The organism is Campylobacter sp. W0066.2 (assembly GCF_024723515.1).
In the GTDB taxonomy this organism is placed as follows: Bacteria; Campylobacterota; Campylobacteria; order Campylobacterales; family Campylobacteraceae; genus Campylobacter_D.
In genome coordinates this window covers 51,566-69,108 of sequence record NZ_JANQCV010000005.1, presented here as the reverse complement: position 1 = coordinate 69,108, position 17,543 = coordinate 51,566, and the positions used below count along the sequence as shown (strand labels likewise).

The following is a 17,543-nucleotide window of genomic DNA, read 5'->3' as shown; positions in this document are numbered from 1 at the left end:
GAATATATTTTAAGGCTAAATTTATGATAGATGTAATGCAAATTCAAAAAATTTTACCACATAGGTATCCATTTTTACTTGTAGATAAAATCGTAGAATTAAAAAACAAAGAAGTTGTTAGAGGTTATAAAAATATTAGTATAAGCGATCATGTTTTTATGGGGCATTTTCCAGATCATCCAATTTATCCGGGTGTGTTAATTTTAGAAGGTATGGCACAAACTGGAGGGGTTTTAGCATTTGAAAGTATGGATGATAAAGTAGATCCAAGCACCAAGGTAGTATATTTTACAGGCATTGATAATGCAAAATTTAGAAATCCAGTGCGTCCTGGTGATAGACTTGATTATGAAATGAGCGTGGTGAAAAATCGTGGAAATATGTGGATTTTTCAAGGAAAAGCTTTTGTAGATGGACAATTAGTTGCAGAAGCTGAACTTAAAGCTATGATAGTAGATAAATGATGAGCAAAATTCATCCAAGTGCAGTTATAGAAGATGGAGCTATTATAGCAGATGGTGTTGTAGTAGAAGCTTATGCTTATGTTGGTAAAAATGCTAACATAGGCGCAAATACTATCATCAAACAAGGTGCAAGAATTTTACCTAATGTAACTATAGGTGAGAATTCAAAAGTGTTTTCTTATGCCATAGTTGGAGATATCCCGCAAGATATATCTTATAAAGATGAGATAAACTCAGGTGTTATTATAGGAAAAAACGCGATTATTAGAGAATTTGTTACTATTAACTCAGGAACAGCCAAAGGCGATGGCTTTACAAGGATAGGTGATAATGCTTTTATCATGGCTTATTCTCATATTGCGCATGATTGTACTTTAGGAGATCACATCATCTTAGCAAATAATGCTACTTTAGCAGGCCATGTAGAACTTGGAGATTATACCGTAGTAGGTGGGCTTACTCCAATACATCAATTTGTAAAAGTAGGAGAAGGGTGTATGATAGCAGGTGCTAGCGCGCTTTCTCAAGATGTGGTGCCATTTTGCTTGGCTGAGGGAAATCGTGCAAGCATTAGAAGCTTGAATTTAGTAGGCATTAGAAGACGCTTTGATAAAGAAGAAGTGGATGTTTTAAGCAAGGCTTTTAAATTTTTATTCAGACAAGGAAATTTAAAAGATAATGCTTTGAATTTATTAGAAAGTACTTCTAGTGAAAATGTAAAAAAAATGTGTAATTTTATCTTAGAAACAAAAAGAGGAATTCCTATATATAAGGAAAAAAACCATGGTTAAAAGATGTAGTTTTTGCAACGAAATAGAAACAAGTGAAAGAAGAATTTTAGTAAATGATTATAATAATGCCTTTATATGTGAGTATTGTGCTGAAAGTGCTTGTAATATTTTCTTTGGAGAGGAAAAAGAGCTAAAAAATAAAGAAGTTGATAAAGAAAATTTTAAAGATATAACCCCTAAAGAATTAAAAGCATATTTAGATAAATATGTCATTGGACAAGATAGAGCTAAAAAAATCTTTAGTGTAGGGGTGTATAATCACTACAAAAGACTTTTTAGATCTGACTTAGAAGATGATGATACAGAATTAGCAAAATCAAATATTTTATTAGTAGGTCCAACAGGAAGTGGAAAAACTTTACTAGCACAGACTTTAGCTAGATTTTTAGATGTGCCTATTGCAATTTGCGATGCGACTTCTTTAACCGAAGCAGGTTATGTGGGAGAAGATGTTGAAAATATCCTTACTCGTCTTTTACAAGCTGCTGATGGAGATGTGCAAAGAGCCCAAAAAGGGATTATATTTATTGATGAGATCGATAAAATCGCAAAAATGGGTGAAAATCGTTCTATTACAAGAGATGTGAGCGGTGAAGGTGTGCAACAAGCTTTACTTAAAATCATTGAAGGATCTTTAGTAAATATCCCACCAAAAGGTGGTAGAAAACACCCAAATCAAGATTTTATACAAATAGATACGACTAATATTTTATTTGTGTGTGGTGGGGCTTTTGATGGTATTAGTGATATCATTAAAAGAAAACTAGGTGATAATGTTATGGGCTTTTTTACTGATGATAAAAAAGATGAAAAAGAAGCCTTGCTTCAAAGATTAGAGCCTGATGATTTAGTGCATTTTGGGCTTATCCCTGAACTTATAGGAAGATTGCATGTGCTTGCTTCTTTAGAAGAGCTTGATGAAGAAAGCATGGTGCGTATTTTAACTGAGCCAAAAAATGCCATTATCAAACAATATCAAAAACTTTTTGCTATTGATAATGTGGAATTAAAATTTGAAGATGAAGCACTAAGAGAGATTGCTAAGCTTTCATTAGAGCGTAAAACAGGAGCTAGGGGTTTAAGAAGTATTATTGAAGAGATGATGGTAGATTTGATGTTTGATTTGCCAGAGTATAATGGATATAGCATAGTAATTACTAAAGAAGTGATTAAAGAAGGTGCAAAACCTTTATTTATAAAAAATAAAAAAGTTAAAGGCTGAGAATGATTTTAGATCAAATAATTGGATTTTTTTCAAGTGATATGGGGATTGACTTGGGTACTGCAAATACTTTAGTTTTGGTAAAAGATAAAGGTATAGTGATTGATGAACCTTCGGTTGTTGCAGTAGAGCGTGAAAGATATGGTAGGGTTAAAATTTTAGCTGTTGGAAAAGAAGCTAAGGAAATGGTAGGAAAGACTCCAGGTAATATCGAAGCAATCCGTCCTATGAAAGATGGTGTGATTGCTGATTTTGATATGACTGAAAAAATGATCCGTTATTTTATAGAAAAAACTCATAGAAGAAAATCTTTTTTAAGACCTAGAATTATCATTTCAGTACCTTATGGTTTAACTCAAGTTGAAAGAAAAGCAGTTAGAGAAAGTGCTTTAAGTGCAGGTGCTAGAGAGGTATTTTTGATAGAAGAGCCTATGGCAGCAGCTATTGGTGCAAATTTACCAATTAGAGAACCTCAAGGGAGCTTGGTGGTAGATATTGGTGGTGGTACAACTGAGATTGGCGTTACTTCTTTGGGTGGACTTGTAATATCCAAATCAATTCGCACAGCTGGTGATAAGCTTGATACTAGTATAGTAAATTATGTAAAAGAAAAATACAATCTTGTCATAGGTGAAAGAACGGGTGAGGAAATTAAAATCGCAATAGGCTCAGCAGTTCAACTTCCAAAAGAACTTTCTATGGTGGTTAAAGGGCGTGATCAAGTAACAGGATTGTTAAATAGAATTGAACTAACAAGTGAAGATGTAAGAGAGGCTATGCGTGAGCATTTAAAAGAAATCGCTGATGCTTTAAAAATCGTTCTTGAAATGATGCCACCTGATCTTGCAGCAGATATTGTTGAAAATGGTGTTGTTTTAACAGGAGGTGGAGCTTTAATACGCGGGCTTGATAAATATTTATCTGAAATTGTAAAACTTCCAGTATATGTAGCTGATGAGCCGCTTTTAGCAGTTGCAAAAGGTACAGGTAAAGCTTTAGAAGAAATTTCATTATTACACCAGCTAACGAATGAAGAGTAAAATTCTTAGCGTTTTAATATTATCTTTTTTAGTATTTATTTCGTTTTATTATGGAGATGTAATAAAACGAAATGTTTTAGATTTAAATATTGCTATTGTTAATCAATTTTCTCAAAGTATTGATCTTTTAAAAAACAAATTCAACGAACATTTTAACCAAGCTGAAGAAATTAGAACTTTAAGAGAAAGAAATGCTGAGCTTGAAAAAAATAATATTTACATGAAAAACTTTGCTAATGAGCTAAATAATATTTTAAGCGATAAAAACTCAAGTTTTTATTATCCTAATGTAAGCTTGGTTAAAGCAACTTCTTATGCGCAAATTAGTGATTATCATAAGGTTTGGCTTGATGTTGATTATAAAGGAAAAATCAAAGGCTTAATTTATAATGGCTATACAGCAGGCATAGTCATAGAAAAAAATGGTAGAGCCTTGGGGCTTTTGCAAGGTGATGAAGAATGTATTTTTTCTGTTTATATAGGTAAAGAACAAGCACCAGGTATAGCTCATGGAAGAAATGATTATGTTTTAGTTAAATATATCCCTAAATGGCTTGAACTCAAAATGGGTGATAAGGTTTATACAAGTGGCTTAGATGAGATTTTCTTTTCAGGAATTCCAGTGGGAGAAATTTTTAAAATAGAAGAAGAGGGTGCTTATCAAAATGCTTATGTTAAACCTTATGCTAAGATGAAAGTGCCAAGCTATTTTTATATGGTAGAAAATTTATAGTAAAAAATTACTTATTTTAATTAATATAAATTATTATTTAGAATTAAATATTACAATAGCTTCTAAGTTTAAAACTAGGAGTTTTAATGAAAAAATATATCAGCAGTTGTTTGGCTATTTGTTGTTTAAGTGGTGCTATTTATGCAAACGAAGTAGAATATGATGCGCAAAAAATAGCAGATATTTTTTATCAACTTAATGCAGATCCTAAAAATCCAAAAGCAAAAGTTAATCATGCAAAGGGCTTTTGTGCTATGGGAACTTTTGAGCCAGCTTTGTCTATCAATAAAGAAGTTGATGTGCCTTTATTAACACAAAAAAGCTTGCCGATTCAAGTAAGATATTCTTTGGGCGGCGCTTTTAAAGATGATAAAAGCAAAACAAGGGGTATGGCTATTAGAATTACTGATCCTAAAGATTCTGCCTCTTGGACTATGGTTATGCTAAATACAGAAATAAATTTTGCAAAAAATTCTAAAGAGTTTGGTCAGTTTTTTGAAATGAGACTTCCTGTAAATGGTAAAGTCGATCAAGAAAAAATAAGCAAGATGATGAAAGAGGTTGATTCTTATAGAAATTTTGCTGCATATACGGATAAAATTGGTATTAGCAAAAGCGTAGCAAATACTCCATTTTTTAGTATCCATACTTTTTATTTTAAACAAGCAAATGGAGAAAATTATTTACCAGCAAGATGGAAATTAGTTCCAAGCGAAGGTGTGGCGTATTTAAATGAGGTACAAATGAAAAGTGCAAGTAGTGATTTTTTAAAAGAAGATTTTCAAAATCGTGTAAAAGCTAATAAGCCGATTGAGTATAAAATGTATTTAGTATATGCAAATAAAAATGATATTACTAATGATACAACGGCTTTGTGGAGTGGTAAACACAAAGAAAGTTTAGTTGGGACTTTTAAAGTTAAAGCTTTGAGCAAGGAAGATTGTAATTTTGATGTATATTTTCCTTCGGATGTACCTCAAGGGGTTAATCCACCACAAGATCCTTTATTTGATGTAAGAAATGAAGCTTATGCTATAACTTTTGGTAAGCGTCAATAAAATTTAGCTCTTAAAGAGCTAAATTCTTTATTAATTTCAACTTCTAAAAAACTTATATTTGTTATAATTTGGCTAAAAATTCAGCTTAGGAAAATACATGCCAAAAAGAACAGATATAAAAAATATATTATTAATAGGCAGTGGGCCTATCGTTATAGGTCAAGCTTGTGAGTTTGATTACTCAGGGACTCAAGCAGCAAAAACCTTAAAAGAGTTAGGTTATAGAGTGGTTTTGATCAATTCTAATCCAGCTACTATTATGACAGATCCTGAATTTGCTGATGCAACTTATATAGAACCAATTACCAAAGAAAGTATTTTAAGTATTATCAAAAAAGAAAAAATCGATGCGATTTTACCTACTATGGGTGGCCAAGTTGCTTTAAATGTTGCTATGGAAGTTTATGAAAGTGGTGAGCTTGCAGATGTAAAATTTTTAGGTGCAAACCCTGAGGCGATAAAAAAAGGTGAAGATAGACAAGTTTTTAAAGAATGTATGAAAAAAATCGGCATGGATTTGCCAAAATCTATGTATGCGTATAATTATGAAGAAGCTTTAAAAGCTGTTGATGAGATTGGTTTTCCTTTGATGATTAGAGCTTCTTTTACCTTAGGTGGTGTAGGAAGTGGCGTGGTGTATAATATGGATGAGTTTGCAGAACTTGCAAATACTGCTTTAGCGTTAAGTCCTATCCATGAAATTTTAATCGAAGAAAGCTTACTTGGTTGGAAAGAATACGAAATGGAAGTCATTAGAGATAAAAACGATAATTGTATTATCGTTTGCTCTATTGAAAATGTTGATCCTATGGGAGTTCATACGGGTGATTCTATCACTATAGCTCCTGCTTTAACTTTGACTGATAAAGAATACCAAGCGATGCGTAATGCTTCTTTTGCTATTTTAAGAGAAATTGGAGTAGATACAGGCGGATCAAATGTGCAATTTGCTATCAATCCAACTAATGGTAGAATGATAGTTATTGAAATGAATCCTAGGGTTTCAAGATCTTCAGCCCTAGCTAGTAAAGCTACGGGCTATCCTATAGCTAAGGTAGCTACGCTTTTAGCAGTTGGATTTAGTTTAGATGAAATCAAAAACGATATTACAGGAACTCCTGCTTCATTTGAACCAGTAATTGATTATATCGTAACTAAAATTCCTCGTTTTACTTTTGAAAAATTCCCAAATGCAAACACAGAGCTAGGCACTGCTATGAAAAGCGTGGGTGAGGTTATGGCTATAGGGAGAACTTTTAAAGAAAGCATTCAAAAAGCACTTTGCTCACTTGAGAGAAATTTAAGTGGGTTTGATACTATAGAATGTGATAAAAATGAGCTTTTGGCAAAAATTCGCCAAGCTAATGAAAAACGCTTGCTTTATATAGCACAAGCTTTTAGAGAAGGTTTTAACACACAAGAGCTTTTTGAGCTTTGTAAAATAGATCCTTGGTTTTTAAATCAAATCAAAGAAATAGTGGAATTTGAAAATCAAATAGATATGGATATTCTAAGTAATAAACAACTATTAAGAAAAGCTAAAACCTTAGGTTTTTCAGATAAAAAAATCGCTAGCTTGATTAATCAAAAAGATAATCTTGAGTTAAGCCAAAATGATATTTATTATGCAAGAATTAAAAATAAAATCATCGCTCAATATAGCGAAGTAGATACTTGTGCAGGAGAATTTGAAGCGCTAACTCCGTATTTATACTCAAGTATTAATGCAAATGAAGCTACACAAGTAAAAGAAAGTAAAGATAAAAAAGATAAAAAAGTGATGGTTATAGGTGGTGGACCAAACCGCATAGGACAAGGTATTGAGTTTGATTATGCTTGTGTGCATGCTTCTTTTGCTCTAAAAGATATGGGTGTAAAAACTATAATGTATAATTGTAATCCAGAAACGGTTTCAACAGATTATGATACAAGTGATATTTTATACTTTGAGCCGATTGATTTTGAGCATTTAAGAGCGGTTATTGATAGAGAAAGACCCGATGGAGTGATAGTGCATTTTGGTGGTCAAACTCCGCTTAAATTTGCAAAACGCCTTAGTGCTTTTGGGGCAAAGATTATAGGAACAAGTGCAAGGGTAATAGATTTAGCTGAAGATAGAAAGAAATTTGCTAAATTTATTGAAGATCTAGGTATAAATCAACCTAAAAATGGCACAGCCATAAGTGTAGAAGAAGCGATTATAAAAGCAAATGAGATAGGTTATCCTGTGCTTGTTAGACCAAGTTATGTTTTAGGTGGTCGTGCAATGCGTGTAGTGCATGATGAGAGTGAGCTTAGGCTTTATATGCAAGAAGCAGTAGATGTGAGTGATAAATCTCCGGTATTAATCGATCAGTTTTTAGATAATGCAACTGAGCTTGATGTAGATGCGATAAGTGATGGAAAAGAAGTTTATGTAGCAGGTATTATGGAGCATATTGAAGAAGCAGGAATTCACTCAGGCGATAGCGCTTGCTCTTTACCTGCTGTAAATATTGATGAAGCTATGCTTGAAATGATTGAGCAAAAAACAAAAGATATTGCTTTAAATTTAGGTGTAGTAGGGCTTTTAAATATACAATTTGCTATTTATGATAATAAACTTTATATGATAGAAGTAAATCCAAGAGCTAGTAGAACTGTGCCTTTTGTGAGCAAAGCCACAGGAATTCCTTTAGCTAAGGTTGCAACACGTGTGATGTGGCAAGGAAATTTAAGAGAAAGTTTGAAATTTTATGATACTTTTAAAGTGGTAGAGGAAAAAAATGGAATTTTAAGAGCTAAAAAACCAAAACACATTAGCGTAAAATCAGTGGTATTTCCTTTTGCTAAACTTAGCGGAAGTGACCTTGAGCTTGGACCTGAAATGCGTTCAACCGGCGAAGTTATGGGGATAAGTAAAGATTTTGATAACTCTTACGCAAAAAGCCAACTTGCTTCTTCAAATTTCTTACCAGAAAGTGGCAATGTATTTTTATCACTAAGAGAGCAAGATAAAAAATATGCAGTAGATTTAGCTAATGAGTATATTAAGCTAGGATTTAAAATCATTGCTACAAGCGGTACTTATAAAATTTTACAAGAAGCAGGTTTAGAGTGTGAGTTTGTGCATAAAATTTCTGAAGGACGCCCAAATGTAGAGGATAAGTTAAAAAATTCTCAAATTCAACTTGCTATTAATACAAGCGATGAGCATAGTTTTAAAGGTGATACTAAAAAAATTAGAGCAAATATTTTACGCTTTAAAACCCCATATTTTACAAACCTAAGAGCAGCGTATGCAGGTGCTAAAGCGATTAAAGCTATACAAAATAAATCATGTCTTGAAGTAAAGAGCCTACAAGACTATTTGAGAAAATAAATGGAATATAATATTCAATCTCATTTAGATAAAAATACTACTATAAATTTAGGAAGTTTTTATACTCCAAGATTTATAGTTGAAAAAGTGTATGATATTTTGGAAAAGCATATAAAACTTGATGAGTATGTATTTTTGGATAGTTCATGTGGATATGGGGATTTTTTTATAAAAAACTTAAAATATGTAGGTTGTGATATTGATGAAATAGCGTTGAGGAAAGTTAGAAATGCTAAAATAATACATTCTAATTCTTTGTTAAATACAAATAGAAAAAAATTTAATATAGGTGACGATGAAAAACTTATTGTAATAGGTAATCCACCTTACAACGATAAAACTTCAATTATTCGTTCTCATATAAAACAAGAACTTTTTCCGTGTGATAAATCTTTGTATTATAGGGATTTAGGAATTTCTTTTTTAAGGTCGTATGAAGTTTTAAATCCTGATTTTGTTTGTGTTTTGCATCCTTTATCATATTTGATAAAAAAAACAAATTTTAATGCTTTAAATAAATTTAAAGATAATTATAAATTGATTGATAGTTTAATTATCTCATCAGAAATTTTTATGCCAAAATCAAATACTTTTTTTCCTATTGTTATTGCACTTTATAAAAAAGATAAATATGGTATGAATTATGAGTATATTAAGAATTATATTTTTAAAACTATAGAAGGTGATATGTTTTCTTTGAATGATTATGATAGTATTGCTAATTATGTAAATAAATATCCAAATCATAATGATCCAAGAGAGGCAGTTGCTTATTTTCATACATTAAGAGATATAAATGCTTTAAAACGAAATCAAACATTTATGTCAACTAAAAATTTCAACTCTGTTAAAGTTTTTAAGAATAATTTAAAATATTATATTTATATTTATTTTTTTAAAAAATATGCATATTTATTACCCTATTATTTTGGTAATTTAGAAATTTTTATTGATAATGAAAAGTTTTTAAAAATAGAAAATGAATTTTTAAATTTCTTTTATAAAAAAAAATACGATGAAAACAAAATCAAAAATTATTTTTATACTTTATTTGATTTTAGATTAAAAAGGAGAATTATGACAAATTTCAAAATAGATTATGAAATTCCGCTTACTTCTGTTACTGGAAAAATTAGAATAAAACAAAGAGATACCTTTAAAAATTATGGACTTCCAATCGCTCCCACAAAAGTTAAAATTGATAATAATCATTATATAGAATGGCAGATAGGATATGATGAAATAACAAAAGAAAATGGAAATTTTACTGGAGCAAATGGAAAAAAGAAAAAAATTTATGAATTAAGTGAAATTATCTTAAGTTTTTTTAAGAATAATATTATTTCAAAAAATGAATTAAATTCTATTAAAATTTTTTTGGAGAGTAATGATGATTTTATAGAAAATAAGATGAGAATCAATAGAGCAAATTTTATGCCAATAACTATAGCAAAAGTTAATTTTTTAGAATCTTATGTTTCTTATCCGTTATTAGTGCACCAATATCAATGTAATAATTTTATAAGTGAAATTATAATAAAAGAAAAGCAAAGAGCTATTGGAATTCAAGGCATGCTTTATTTTTGTTTTCCTGTTTATATACTTAAAGATGCTAATGGAGAAAGAAATTTTTTAAACAGATTAATTAAAAGCAAAGAAAAAGGATATTTAGAAATAAACAAAAACAATATTTATATTTTTTTAGATATGTTAAAAATATTTGGAATTTTAAGTAAAAATCATAAATATGATGTTTTGCAAATTTTAAATTATATTTTAAACAATGATTTATCTTGCTCAAACTGATACAACAGCAGGGTTTTTAAGCAAGGACTTAAAAGCCCTTAATGCTTTAAAAAAAAGGCCTTTAAGCCAAGATTGTTTGATTACTACGGCTAAATTTAGTGAGCTTAAAAAACTTACAAGAGTGCCAAATCATTTTAAAAATACTATTAGAAAATCTAAAAAAACTACTTTTTTATATCCTAATTCTAAAGCAATACGCGTCGTGAAAGATTGTACTCATGAGAATTTTTTAAAAGAGTTTGATTGGCTTTATTCTACTTCTGCAAATCTTCATGGAAAAAAATTTGATCTAAATTGGGCTATGCAAAATGCAGATAAAATAGTAGATGAAAAGTTTTTTGAAAGTGGAGCCTCAAAGATTTTTAAACTTCGAGGCGTTAAAAAAGTTAAGTTGCGCTAATTATTTTTCAAGTGGCCAAAATACTTTTGGTTCTTCACCGATTTTTGCTTGTCCATGATACATTCCAAGTTTATCTTTAGTCCAAGCATAGCCAACTTTTCCGTTTTTATCTATAGAGATGATTCCACCTGTGCCACCAAGTTTAGCTACTTGTTTGATAGTTTCTTCAGTTGCTTTTTGCACTGAAAGTTTTTTGTATTTATACAAAGACGCAACTTCATGAGCTGCAGCTACTCTTATGTAAATATCGCCTGTTCCTGTGCAAGAAATTGCTACCGAGTCGTTATTTGCATAGTTTCCTGCTCCTATGATAGGAGAATCCCCAATGCGTCCTGTCATTTTATTTGTAGTACCACCTGTGCTTGTACCTGCTGCTAGGTTGCCATTTTTATCTAAAGCTATTGCACCTACTGTGCCTAAATATGGCTCAGTACTTACACCAAGATGAGCTTTTGCCTTATCACTATCTAATAAAACTTCTTTGCTTTTTTTAGCTTCTTGAAGCTGTTTGTATCTATATTCTGTAAAGAAATATTTTTGTCCTACTATTTCTAAACCATGTTTTTTGGCTAATTTATCAGCACCTTCGCCCGCTATTAAAGTGTGGGGTGTTTTTTCCATAACAAGTCTTGCTGCTTCGATAGGATTTTTAATCGTCCTAGCCATAGCAACTGCACCTGCTCTTAAATTTTTTCCATCCATTAATGATGCATCAAGTTCGTTAAATCCATCAGAAGTAAAAACAGCACCTTTTCCAGCATTAAATTCAGGACTATCTTCCATGACTTTAATGGCAGCTATAACCGCATCAACCGAGCTTCCGCCTTTTTCAAGTATGCTTTGACCCGCTTTTAAAGATTCTTTCATTACTTTTTCTCTTTTAGCAAATTCCTCTTTAGTAAGCCCTAAGCCACTTGTGCCACCGTGTATAACGATAATTGGCTCAAAATCTTTTGCAAAAGTATTGTTGCTTGTTAAAAATGCTAAACTAGCTAATACTAATAAAGCCTTTTTACTACCTGCTAAAAATTTCATATGTATCTCCTTTTTTGTAAGCTAAAAATTCTATAATAATAAAAATTAAATATAAATTAATATTAGAGAAATATTTAAAAATATTTATAAAATACATAGCTTTTTTATTAAAATTATTTTTTGCTTAAATTTTTATTTTGTAATTTTAGTTATAATTTGCGCTTTTGAAAAAAGGTAGATTATGATAGAAAGAACAAAAATAAGCTCTAATTTTGGTTGGTTTATGGTAATTTTAGGTGGTTTGGTTGAGTGTTTTTGGGTAAGTGGCTTAAAATACTCAACTGAAATTTGGCATTATGCTTTAACAGCCATTGGGGTGTGTATATCTTTTACATGTTTTTTAAAAGCTTGTGAAAGACTTGAAGTAAGTATTGCTTATAGTGTTTTTGTAGGTATTGGTACAGTTGGAGTGGTGCTTAATGAGATGTTTATTTTCAATGAGTCAACTTCCATTACTAAGCTTGCTTTAATAGCCATTTTGCTTTTAAGTATCATAGGCCTTAAAATCATTAGCAAGGAAGCTAAATAATGGAATGGTTTTTTTTATTCTTAGCGACTGCTTTTGAAATTTTTGGTGTGATTATCATGAAGCAACTTGTAAGCACTAAAAATAAGCTTTATCTTTTAGCTTTGATAGTGTGTTTTGGTTTTTCGTTTGGGTTTTTAAGCCTTAGTATGCAAAGCATTGCTATGAGTGTGGCTTATTCTATATGGACAGGAGCTGGAACTGCAGGCGGGGTTATCATCGGAGTGCTTTTTTATAAAGAAAGTAAAAGCTTTTTAAAGCTTTTTTTGATTGCTCTTATCATTGCTTGCACTGTGAGTTTAAAAATACTCTCATAGGTTTAAAATGAAAATATACATTAGCGGCATAGACACAGATGTTGGTAAAACTTATCTAAGTGCTAGAATTTGTAAAGAATTGGGTTTTGATTATTTTAAGCTTATCCAAGCAGGTATGCCAAAAGATAGCGAGGTAGTAGCTCAGTTTAGTTCAAAAACTAAGATTTTTAAAGAAGGTGTGTTTTTACAAACTCCTGCTTCACCGCACAAAGGTAGGATTTTAGAAAATTTAAGCTATAAAGCTTTTGATATACAAATTCCACAAAGTGAAAAACTTATCATCGAGCTAGCTGGTGGGCTTTTTTCGCCCCTTGATGATGAAAAAACAATGATTGATTATATGAGTGCGTTTAAGCACCCTGCGATTTTAGTTACAAAAGATTATCTAGGAAGTATCAATCACACGCTTTTAAGCATAGAAGCACTAAAACAAAGAGATATTAAAATCCTTGCTTTAATCTTAAAAACCCAAGATACTTTTAGCAAGGATTTTATAAGCAAATACGCTAAAATTCCTATCATAGAATTTGATGATAAAGTGTGTGAAAATCTTTCAAAAATCCTTGAAAATCTCTCTTAAAGACTGCACGACATAATTAATTTCAACTTCATTTATAACATATGGTGGCATGAAGTAAATTGTATTTCCAAGTGGTCTTAAAAGCAAGCCTTTTTCTAAGACTCTTTGAAAGACTTCAAGTCCTGCTCTTTGGTATTTGCTTTTTTGTATATCAAATGCACTTACCATACCTAAATTTCTAAAATTTCCTAAAAAGTCAAATTCTTTTAAACTCTCCCATTGAGTTTTTATAAAAGCGCTTTTGATTTTATTCTTTGCGATGATATTTTCTTTTTCAAAAATATCCAAAGTCGCATTAGCCGCTGCACAAGCTAGGGCATTACCCGTGTAAGAGTGAGAATGTAAAAAGGCCTTTTGGCTCTCATAGCTATCATAAAATTTCTCATAAATTTCATCTTTAGTAAGCACCACTGAAAGTGGTAAATACCCACCTGTGATAGCTTTAGAAAGACATATATAATCAATACTTTGTGAGCAATAATCAAGCGCAAACATTTCCCCTGTGCGTCCAAAACCTGTGGCTATCTCATCAAATATCACTTGCACACCATAATCTTTAGCAAGTTTAACCGCCTCATCTAAATACCCAAGCTCATACATATGCATATTGCCCGCACATTGAAGTAAAGGCTCAAGTATAAAAGCACAAATTTCATGATGATGATTTTTTAAAATGCTTTCTAAAATTTCAAGTTCTTTTGCATAGTCCTTGCTTGTTGGCACAGGTGTTGTGATGCTTTTTAAAAGTAAAGGCTCATAGGTTTTTTTATAAAGTGCTACATCGCCAACGCTTAATGCACCTAAGGTTTCACCATGGTAAGAATTGCTAAGTGATAAGAATTTATCCTTTTTAGAGCCATTGTTTAAGTGGTATTGAAAACTCATTTTTAAAGCCACTTCTATGGCTGAACTACCATTGTCTGCAAAAAAGCATTTATCAAAAGGCAAAAGCTTGCAAAGTCTTTGTGAAAGCTTTATGATAGGCTCATGTGAAAAGCCTGCAAGCAAGACATGCTCTAAATTTTGAAGCTGATCTTTGATTTTTTCATTGATATATTCATTACAATGACCAAAGATATTTACCCACCAAGAGCTAATGCAGTCTATGTAGGATTTTTCATCAAAATCATACAAATACACTCCTTTAGCCTTTTTTATAGGTATTAAAGGTAAAAACTCATGATCGCTCATTTGCGTGCAAGGGTGCCAAATGTGTTTTAAGTCTAGTTCTTTTAAATTCATTTTTACTTCTTTGATTTTTATTACTAATGATACTACAATTTTTACTCAAATTTATGCTTTAAAACGAAAAAGGATTATTTAGAAAATATTTATATAATTAGCTTTTTATCTTAAATTTAGAGGTAAAGTATGAAAAAATTTTTGATTATCTTAGCGATTTTATTTTTAAATTTTGCATATTCGCAAGAGGATTTATTTGTAAAAGGATTTAAAGCTTATGAGAGTGGTGATTATATAAATGCTATGAAGTATTACAAACAAGCATGTGATTTAAATGATGGTTTTGGTTGCGGTAATGTTTGGTGCTATGTATAAATTTGGTGAAGGGGTAAAAAAAGATAATTTTAAGGCAATGGAATTATTTCAGCAAGCTTGTGATTTAAATGATGGTTTGGGTTGTTCTAATCTTGGAGCTATGTATGCAAATGGAAAAGGTGTTAGAAAGGATCTTTCTAAAGCTTTAGAATATTTTGGCAAGGCTTGTGATTTAAAAAGCGATGAGGGTTGTGAAAACTACGCAAGGCTTAAACGATAATGCAAATTGCACAAATTTTAGATGAGTTAAAACAACAAGATAATTTTAGAATTCTACGCTCATTAAAACATGAGGGAAAATATGTCGTTTATAATGGGCAAAAATTGCTGAATTTAGCGGGGAATGATTATCTAAATTTAAGTAATGAAAAAACATTAAAGCAAGATTTTTTAACACATTTAAAAGAATTTGAATTTTCTAGTTCAAGTTCAAGAAGTTTGAGCGGAAATTATGCGATTTTTGATGAATTTGAAAGCTTTTTAGAAGCTAAATTAGGCAGAAAAATCTTGTATTTTAACAACGGCTATGCCTTAAATGTTAGCTGTTTACAAGCTTTAGCAAGCATTAAAAATACTTTGTTTTTAGCAGATAAGCAAGTGCATGCAAGTATCATCGATGGTTTAAGGCTTGGCGGGGCTAAATTTATAAGATTTAAGCACAATGATATAAAGCATTTGCAAAGCTTAGTGTCAAAACATTATAAAGAATTTGAAACTATCATCGTCGTAAGTGAAGCGTTGTTTAGTATGGATGGGGATTTTGCACCTATAAAAGAATTCATAAATTTAAAAAAAGAGTTTAAAAATATCAAAATTTATATTGATGAAGCTCATAGCATAGGGTGTTTTAATGATGATGGTTTGGGTTATGTGAGATTTTTGGGCTTAGAGAAGGAAGTGGATTTTTTAATTTTTACCTTTGGTAAGGCCATAGCTTCTATGGGGGCTTGCATGATAAGTAATGACAAAGATTTTTTTATCAACAAAGCAAGAGCCTTTATATACTCAACTGCTATTGCGCCTATTAATGTAGCTTGGACTTTGCATGTTTTTAAGCATTTGCATGAATTTAGCGCTCAAAGAAAAGAGCTTTTAGAGTTAAGCACTTGGTTTAAAAATGCTTTAGCAAGTAAAGGTGCAGTTTTAGGCGAGGCTTATGTGATATCTTTTATTTTAGGACAAAATGCACTAGCTAGTGAAATTTCTAAAAAGCTTTTAGAAAATGGTATTTTTGCACCTGCTATTAAAGAGCCAACCGTAGCTAAAAATACAGCCAGAATTCGCTTTTCTTTGCATGCTGGGCTAGTGAAAAAAGACTTAGAAAAGGTTTTGGAGGTACTTTGAAAACTCATTTTTTACATGAAAATGAAAATTCATCTGAGTTGATTTTATTTTTTTCAGGGTTTTGCTCACATTTTAGCCATTTTGCGCATTTAAAAAGTGATGTAAATGTTTTAATGGTGTATGATTATACGAGTTTTGGTTGGGAAATTAATCTTCATAAATTTGAAAAAATCACTCTTGTTGGCTTTTCTATGGGAGTTTGTGTAGCGAGTAAAATTTTAAAAGATATAAAATTTGATAAAAAAATAGCCATAAATGGTACAAATTTGCCTATAGATGATGAATTTGGGATCAAAAAAGCTATTTTTAAACTTACGATGAAAAGATTTGCTTTAGAGGATTTTAAATCAAATTTACTTGAAAAAAGAATGGGTTTAAGTGATGGATTTTATTTTGAAAAAAACGAGCATTTAAAAGCAGAGCTTTTAAGCTTATATGAGTTTTGCGCTAAAGATTTAAATGAAAAATTCACTTGGGATAAAGCCATAATTAGCAAAGAGGATAAGATCTTTCCATCAAAGCATGTTTTAAAATTTTTCAAAGAAAAGGCAATGTTTATCGATGAGCCACATTTTGTATTTTTTAAATACCACACTTGGGAAGAGCTTTGCAAACTTTCATAAGAGCAAAAGACACTTATAGCGCAAATACACCTGTGCAAAAAGATATGGCTAAAGAGCTTTGTAAAATGCTTAGTGAGAGTGATTTTAGAGATTTTGAAGCGGTGTTTGAGTTTGGCTGTGGGGTAGGGGATTTTAGTAAGGCTTTGCAAGAGCATATTAAATTTAAGCATTATTTTTTAAATGATATTTATCCTTTTGAAAATCCTTGTAAGTTTGATGAATTTGGTGTTTTTGATATGAATGAACTTAAAAATCATCATTTTTATACGAAAAAATTTGATCTTATAGCTTCCAATGCTTGCATGCAGTGGCTAAAGATAGATGAGCTTTTAGAAAATCTTGCAAATATGTTAAATAAAAATGGGGTTTTGCTTTTTTCTACTTTTGGAGAAAAAAATTTCACTCAAATAAAGCAAAGCACTAATTTATCACTTGAATATTTAACTTTAGAGCAAATTGCACAAAAGCTTTCTAAAAAATTTAAGATCATAAAGGTAAAAGAAGAGTTAAAAGAGTTAAAATTTGATCATACTTTAGAGCTTTTTAGACATTTGAAATTAAGCGGGGTAAATGCTTTGAGTGAAAAATTTTTTATAAGCAAGGTATTTTTAAAAAACTACGAAAAAGAATTTCAAAACACCTTGACTTATCATCCTTTATTTTTTCTAGTTAGAAAACTATAATCA

Annotated in this window: 19 protein-coding genes; 17 read left to right on the top strand and 2 right to left on the bottom strand. The window is 30.9% G+C overall.

The genetic code is table 11. The features are described 5' to 3' along the window. Positions 1 to 23: 23 nt before the first annotated feature. The 9 genes from fabZ (at position 24) to CAMP18498_RS03160 (ending at position 10,875) form a co-directional block, all read left to right on the top strand. Positions 24 to 464 (top strand): 3-hydroxyacyl-ACP dehydratase FabZ, encoded by a 441-nt coding sequence (fabZ, locus tag CAMP18498_RS03200; RefSeq protein ID WP_039619275.1) that lies wholly within the window; start codon positions 24 to 26, stop codon positions 462 to 464. Further along, complete coding sequence (gene lpxA / locus CAMP18498_RS03195; RefSeq protein WP_337197566.1) at positions 464 to 1,255, top strand: acyl-ACP--UDP-N-acetylglucosamine O-acyltransferase; 792 nt, start codon at positions 464 to 466, stop codon at positions 1,253 to 1,255. Before fabZ ends, lpxA begins: the two co-directional genes overlap by 1 nt. Beyond that, positions 1,248 to 2,477: an ATP-dependent Clp protease ATP-binding subunit ClpX gene (gene clpX, locus CAMP18498_RS03190; protein WP_337197477.1), complete on the top strand. Its 1,230-nt coding sequence runs from the start codon at positions 1,248 to 1,250 to the stop codon at positions 2,475 to 2,477. The genes lpxA and clpX overlap by 8 nt, the downstream gene beginning before the upstream one ends. A gap of 2 nt (positions 2,478 to 2,479) precedes the next feature. Beyond that, on the top strand, positions 2,480 to 3,517 hold the full coding sequence (locus tag CAMP18498_RS03185; RefSeq protein ID WP_012662095.1) for a rod shape-determining protein: 1,038 nt from the start codon (positions 2,480 to 2,482) through the stop codon (positions 3,515 to 3,517). Then, positions 3,507 to 4,250, top strand: a complete 744-nt coding sequence (mreC, locus tag CAMP18498_RS03180; RefSeq protein ID WP_214116643.1) for a rod shape-determining protein MreC — start codon at positions 3,507 to 3,509, stop codon at positions 4,248 to 4,250. The genes CAMP18498_RS03185 and mreC overlap by 11 nt, the downstream gene beginning before the upstream one ends. A gap of 86 nt (positions 4,251 to 4,336) precedes the next feature. Then, positions 4,337 to 5,308: a catalase gene (locus CAMP18498_RS03175; protein ID WP_337197475.1), complete on the top strand. Its 972-nt coding sequence runs from the start codon at positions 4,337 to 4,339 to the stop codon at positions 5,306 to 5,308. 97 nt (positions 5,309 to 5,405) lie between these two features. After that, the gene (gene carB, locus CAMP18498_RS03170; RefSeq protein WP_337197473.1) at positions 5,406 to 8,669 is read left to right on the top strand and encodes a carbamoyl-phosphate synthase large subunit; all 3,264 of its coding nucleotides are present in this window, start codon (positions 5,406 to 5,408) and stop codon (positions 8,667 to 8,669) included. Further along, entirely contained in the window at positions 8,670 to 10,475 is a 1,806-nt protein-coding gene (locus CAMP18498_RS03165; RefSeq protein ID WP_337197471.1) for a R.Pab1 family restriction endonuclease, read from the top strand. Next, the gene (locus CAMP18498_RS03160; RefSeq protein WP_337197469.1) at positions 10,453 to 10,875 is read left to right on the top strand and encodes a Sua5 YciO YrdC YwlC family protein; all 423 of its coding nucleotides are present in this window, start codon (positions 10,453 to 10,455) and stop codon (positions 10,873 to 10,875) included. Before CAMP18498_RS03165 ends, CAMP18498_RS03160 begins: the two co-directional genes overlap by 23 nt. Here the strand turns inward: CAMP18498_RS03160 and CAMP18498_RS03155 are convergent, their stop codons facing one another. Then, positions 10,876 to 11,910 carry an isoaspartyl peptidase/L-asparaginase family protein gene (locus tag CAMP18498_RS03155; protein ID WP_337197468.1) on the bottom strand — a complete coding sequence of 345 codons (1,035 nt, stop codon included), beginning with the start codon at positions 11,908 to 11,910 and terminating at the stop codon, positions 10,876 to 10,878. It lies immediately after the preceding gene. 181 nt (positions 11,911 to 12,091) lie between these two features. Between CAMP18498_RS03155 and CAMP18498_RS03150 the strand changes: the two genes are divergently transcribed. From CAMP18498_RS03150 to bioD, 3 genes are read left to right on the top strand one after another with little or no spacing between them, the layout of a single operon-like run. After that, entirely contained in the window at positions 12,092 to 12,439 is a 348-nt protein-coding gene (locus CAMP18498_RS03150) for a DMT family transporter (RefSeq protein ID WP_337197466.1), read from the top strand. Then, a complete protein-coding gene (locus CAMP18498_RS03145; RefSeq protein ID WP_337197464.1) occupies positions 12,439 to 12,753 on the top strand; it encodes a DMT family transporter in 315 nt (104 codons plus the stop codon). The genes CAMP18498_RS03150 and CAMP18498_RS03145 overlap by 1 nt, the downstream gene beginning before the upstream one ends. 7 nt (positions 12,754 to 12,760) lie before the next feature. Then, positions 12,761 to 13,333 carry a dethiobiotin synthase gene (gene bioD / locus CAMP18498_RS03140; RefSeq protein WP_337197462.1) on the top strand — a complete coding sequence of 191 codons (573 nt, stop codon included), beginning with the start codon at positions 12,761 to 12,763 and terminating at the stop codon, positions 13,331 to 13,333. Here the strand turns inward: bioD and CAMP18498_RS03135 are convergent. Then, positions 13,307 to 14,575 carry an adenosylmethionine--8-amino-7-oxononanoate transaminase gene (locus tag CAMP18498_RS03135; RefSeq protein WP_337197461.1) on the bottom strand — a complete coding sequence of 423 codons (1,269 nt, stop codon included), beginning with the start codon at positions 14,573 to 14,575 and terminating at the stop codon, positions 13,307 to 13,309. The two genes, bioD and CAMP18498_RS03135, sit on opposite strands and share 27 nt — an antisense overlap. A gap of 129 nt (positions 14,576 to 14,704) precedes the next feature. On the opposite strand from CAMP18498_RS03135, the gene CAMP18498_RS03130 reads away from it, so the two are divergent. The 5 genes from CAMP18498_RS03130 to CAMP18498_RS03110 are packed head-to-tail and all read left to right on the top strand — an operon-like array spanning position 14,705 to position 17,540. Beyond that, positions 14,705 to 14,890 (top strand): hypothetical protein, encoded by a 186-nt coding sequence (locus CAMP18498_RS03130; RefSeq protein ID WP_337197459.1) that lies wholly within the window; start codon positions 14,705 to 14,707, stop codon positions 14,888 to 14,890. Then, positions 14,850 to 15,110, top strand: a complete 261-nt coding sequence (locus tag CAMP18498_RS03125; RefSeq protein ID WP_337197457.1) for a tetratricopeptide repeat protein — start codon at positions 14,850 to 14,852, stop codon at positions 15,108 to 15,110. Before CAMP18498_RS03130 ends, CAMP18498_RS03125 begins: the two co-directional genes overlap by 41 nt. Further along, positions 15,110 to 16,234: an aminotransferase class I/II-fold pyridoxal phosphate-dependent enzyme gene (locus CAMP18498_RS03120; RefSeq protein WP_337197456.1), complete on the top strand. Its 1,125-nt coding sequence runs from the start codon at positions 15,110 to 15,112 to the stop codon at positions 16,232 to 16,234. Before CAMP18498_RS03125 ends, CAMP18498_RS03120 begins: the two co-directional genes overlap by 1 nt. Then, on the top strand, positions 16,231 to 16,857 hold the full coding sequence (locus CAMP18498_RS03115; protein WP_337197454.1) for a pimeloyl-ACP methyl esterase BioG family protein: 627 nt from the start codon (positions 16,231 to 16,233) through the stop codon (positions 16,855 to 16,857). Before CAMP18498_RS03120 ends, CAMP18498_RS03115 begins: the two co-directional genes overlap by 4 nt. Next, the gene (locus CAMP18498_RS03110; protein WP_337197452.1) at positions 16,842 to 17,540 is read left to right on the top strand and encodes a methyltransferase domain-containing protein; all 699 of its coding nucleotides are present in this window, start codon (positions 16,842 to 16,844) and stop codon (positions 17,538 to 17,540) included. Before CAMP18498_RS03115 ends, CAMP18498_RS03110 begins: the two co-directional genes overlap by 16 nt. The last annotated feature ends 3 nt before the right edge of the window (positions 17,541 to 17,543 follow it).

What these genes read in the sequence shown, in the direction of transcription:
- fabZ (WP_039619275.1), top strand. Translation starts at nt 24, where the DNA reads ATGATAGATGTAATGCAAATTCAAAAAATTTTACCACATAGGTATCCA.
- lpxA (WP_337197566.1), top strand. Translation starts at nt 464, where the DNA reads ATGAGCAAAATTCATCCAAGTGCAGTTATAGAAGATGGAGCTATTATA.
- clpX (WP_337197477.1), top strand. Translation starts at nt 1,248, where the DNA reads ATGGTTAAAAGATGTAGTTTTTGCAACGAAATAGAAACAAGTGAAAGA.
- CAMP18498_RS03185 (WP_012662095.1), top strand. Translation starts at nt 2,480, where the DNA reads ATGATTTTAGATCAAATAATTGGATTTTTTTCAAGTGATATGGGGATT.
- mreC (WP_214116643.1), top strand. Translation starts at nt 3,507, where the DNA reads ATGAAGAGTAAAATTCTTAGCGTTTTAATATTATCTTTTTTAGTATTT.
- CAMP18498_RS03175 (WP_337197475.1), top strand. Translation starts at nt 4,337, where the DNA reads ATGAAAAAATATATCAGCAGTTGTTTGGCTATTTGTTGTTTAAGTGGT.
- carB (WP_337197473.1), top strand. Translation starts at nt 5,406, where the DNA reads ATGCCAAAAAGAACAGATATAAAAAATATATTATTAATAGGCAGTGGG.
- CAMP18498_RS03165 (WP_337197471.1), top strand. Translation starts at nt 8,670, where the DNA reads ATGGAATATAATATTCAATCTCATTTAGATAAAAATACTACTATAAAT.
- CAMP18498_RS03160 (WP_337197469.1), top strand. Translation starts at nt 10,453, where the DNA reads ATGATTTATCTTGCTCAAACTGATACAACAGCAGGGTTTTTAAGCAAG.
- CAMP18498_RS03155 (WP_337197468.1), bottom strand. Translation starts at nt 11,910, where the DNA reads ATGAAATTTTTAGCAGGTAGTAAAAAGGCTTTATTAGTATTAGCTAGT.
- CAMP18498_RS03150 (WP_337197466.1), top strand. Translation starts at nt 12,092, where the DNA reads ATGATAGAAAGAACAAAAATAAGCTCTAATTTTGGTTGGTTTATGGTA.
- CAMP18498_RS03145 (WP_337197464.1), top strand. Translation starts at nt 12,439, where the DNA reads ATGGAATGGTTTTTTTTATTCTTAGCGACTGCTTTTGAAATTTTTGGT.
- bioD (WP_337197462.1), top strand. Translation starts at nt 12,761, where the DNA reads ATGAAAATATACATTAGCGGCATAGACACAGATGTTGGTAAAACTTAT.
- CAMP18498_RS03135 (WP_337197461.1), bottom strand. Translation starts at nt 14,575, where the DNA reads ATGAATTTAAAAGAACTAGACTTAAAACACATTTGGCACCCTTGCACG.
- CAMP18498_RS03130 (WP_337197459.1), top strand. Translation starts at nt 14,705, where the DNA reads ATGAAAAAATTTTTGATTATCTTAGCGATTTTATTTTTAAATTTTGCA.
- CAMP18498_RS03125 (WP_337197457.1), top strand. Translation starts at nt 14,850, where the DNA reads ATGATGGTTTTGGTTGCGGTAATGTTTGGTGCTATGTATAAATTTGGT.
- CAMP18498_RS03120 (WP_337197456.1), top strand. Translation starts at nt 15,110, where the DNA reads ATGCAAATTGCACAAATTTTAGATGAGTTAAAACAACAAGATAATTTT.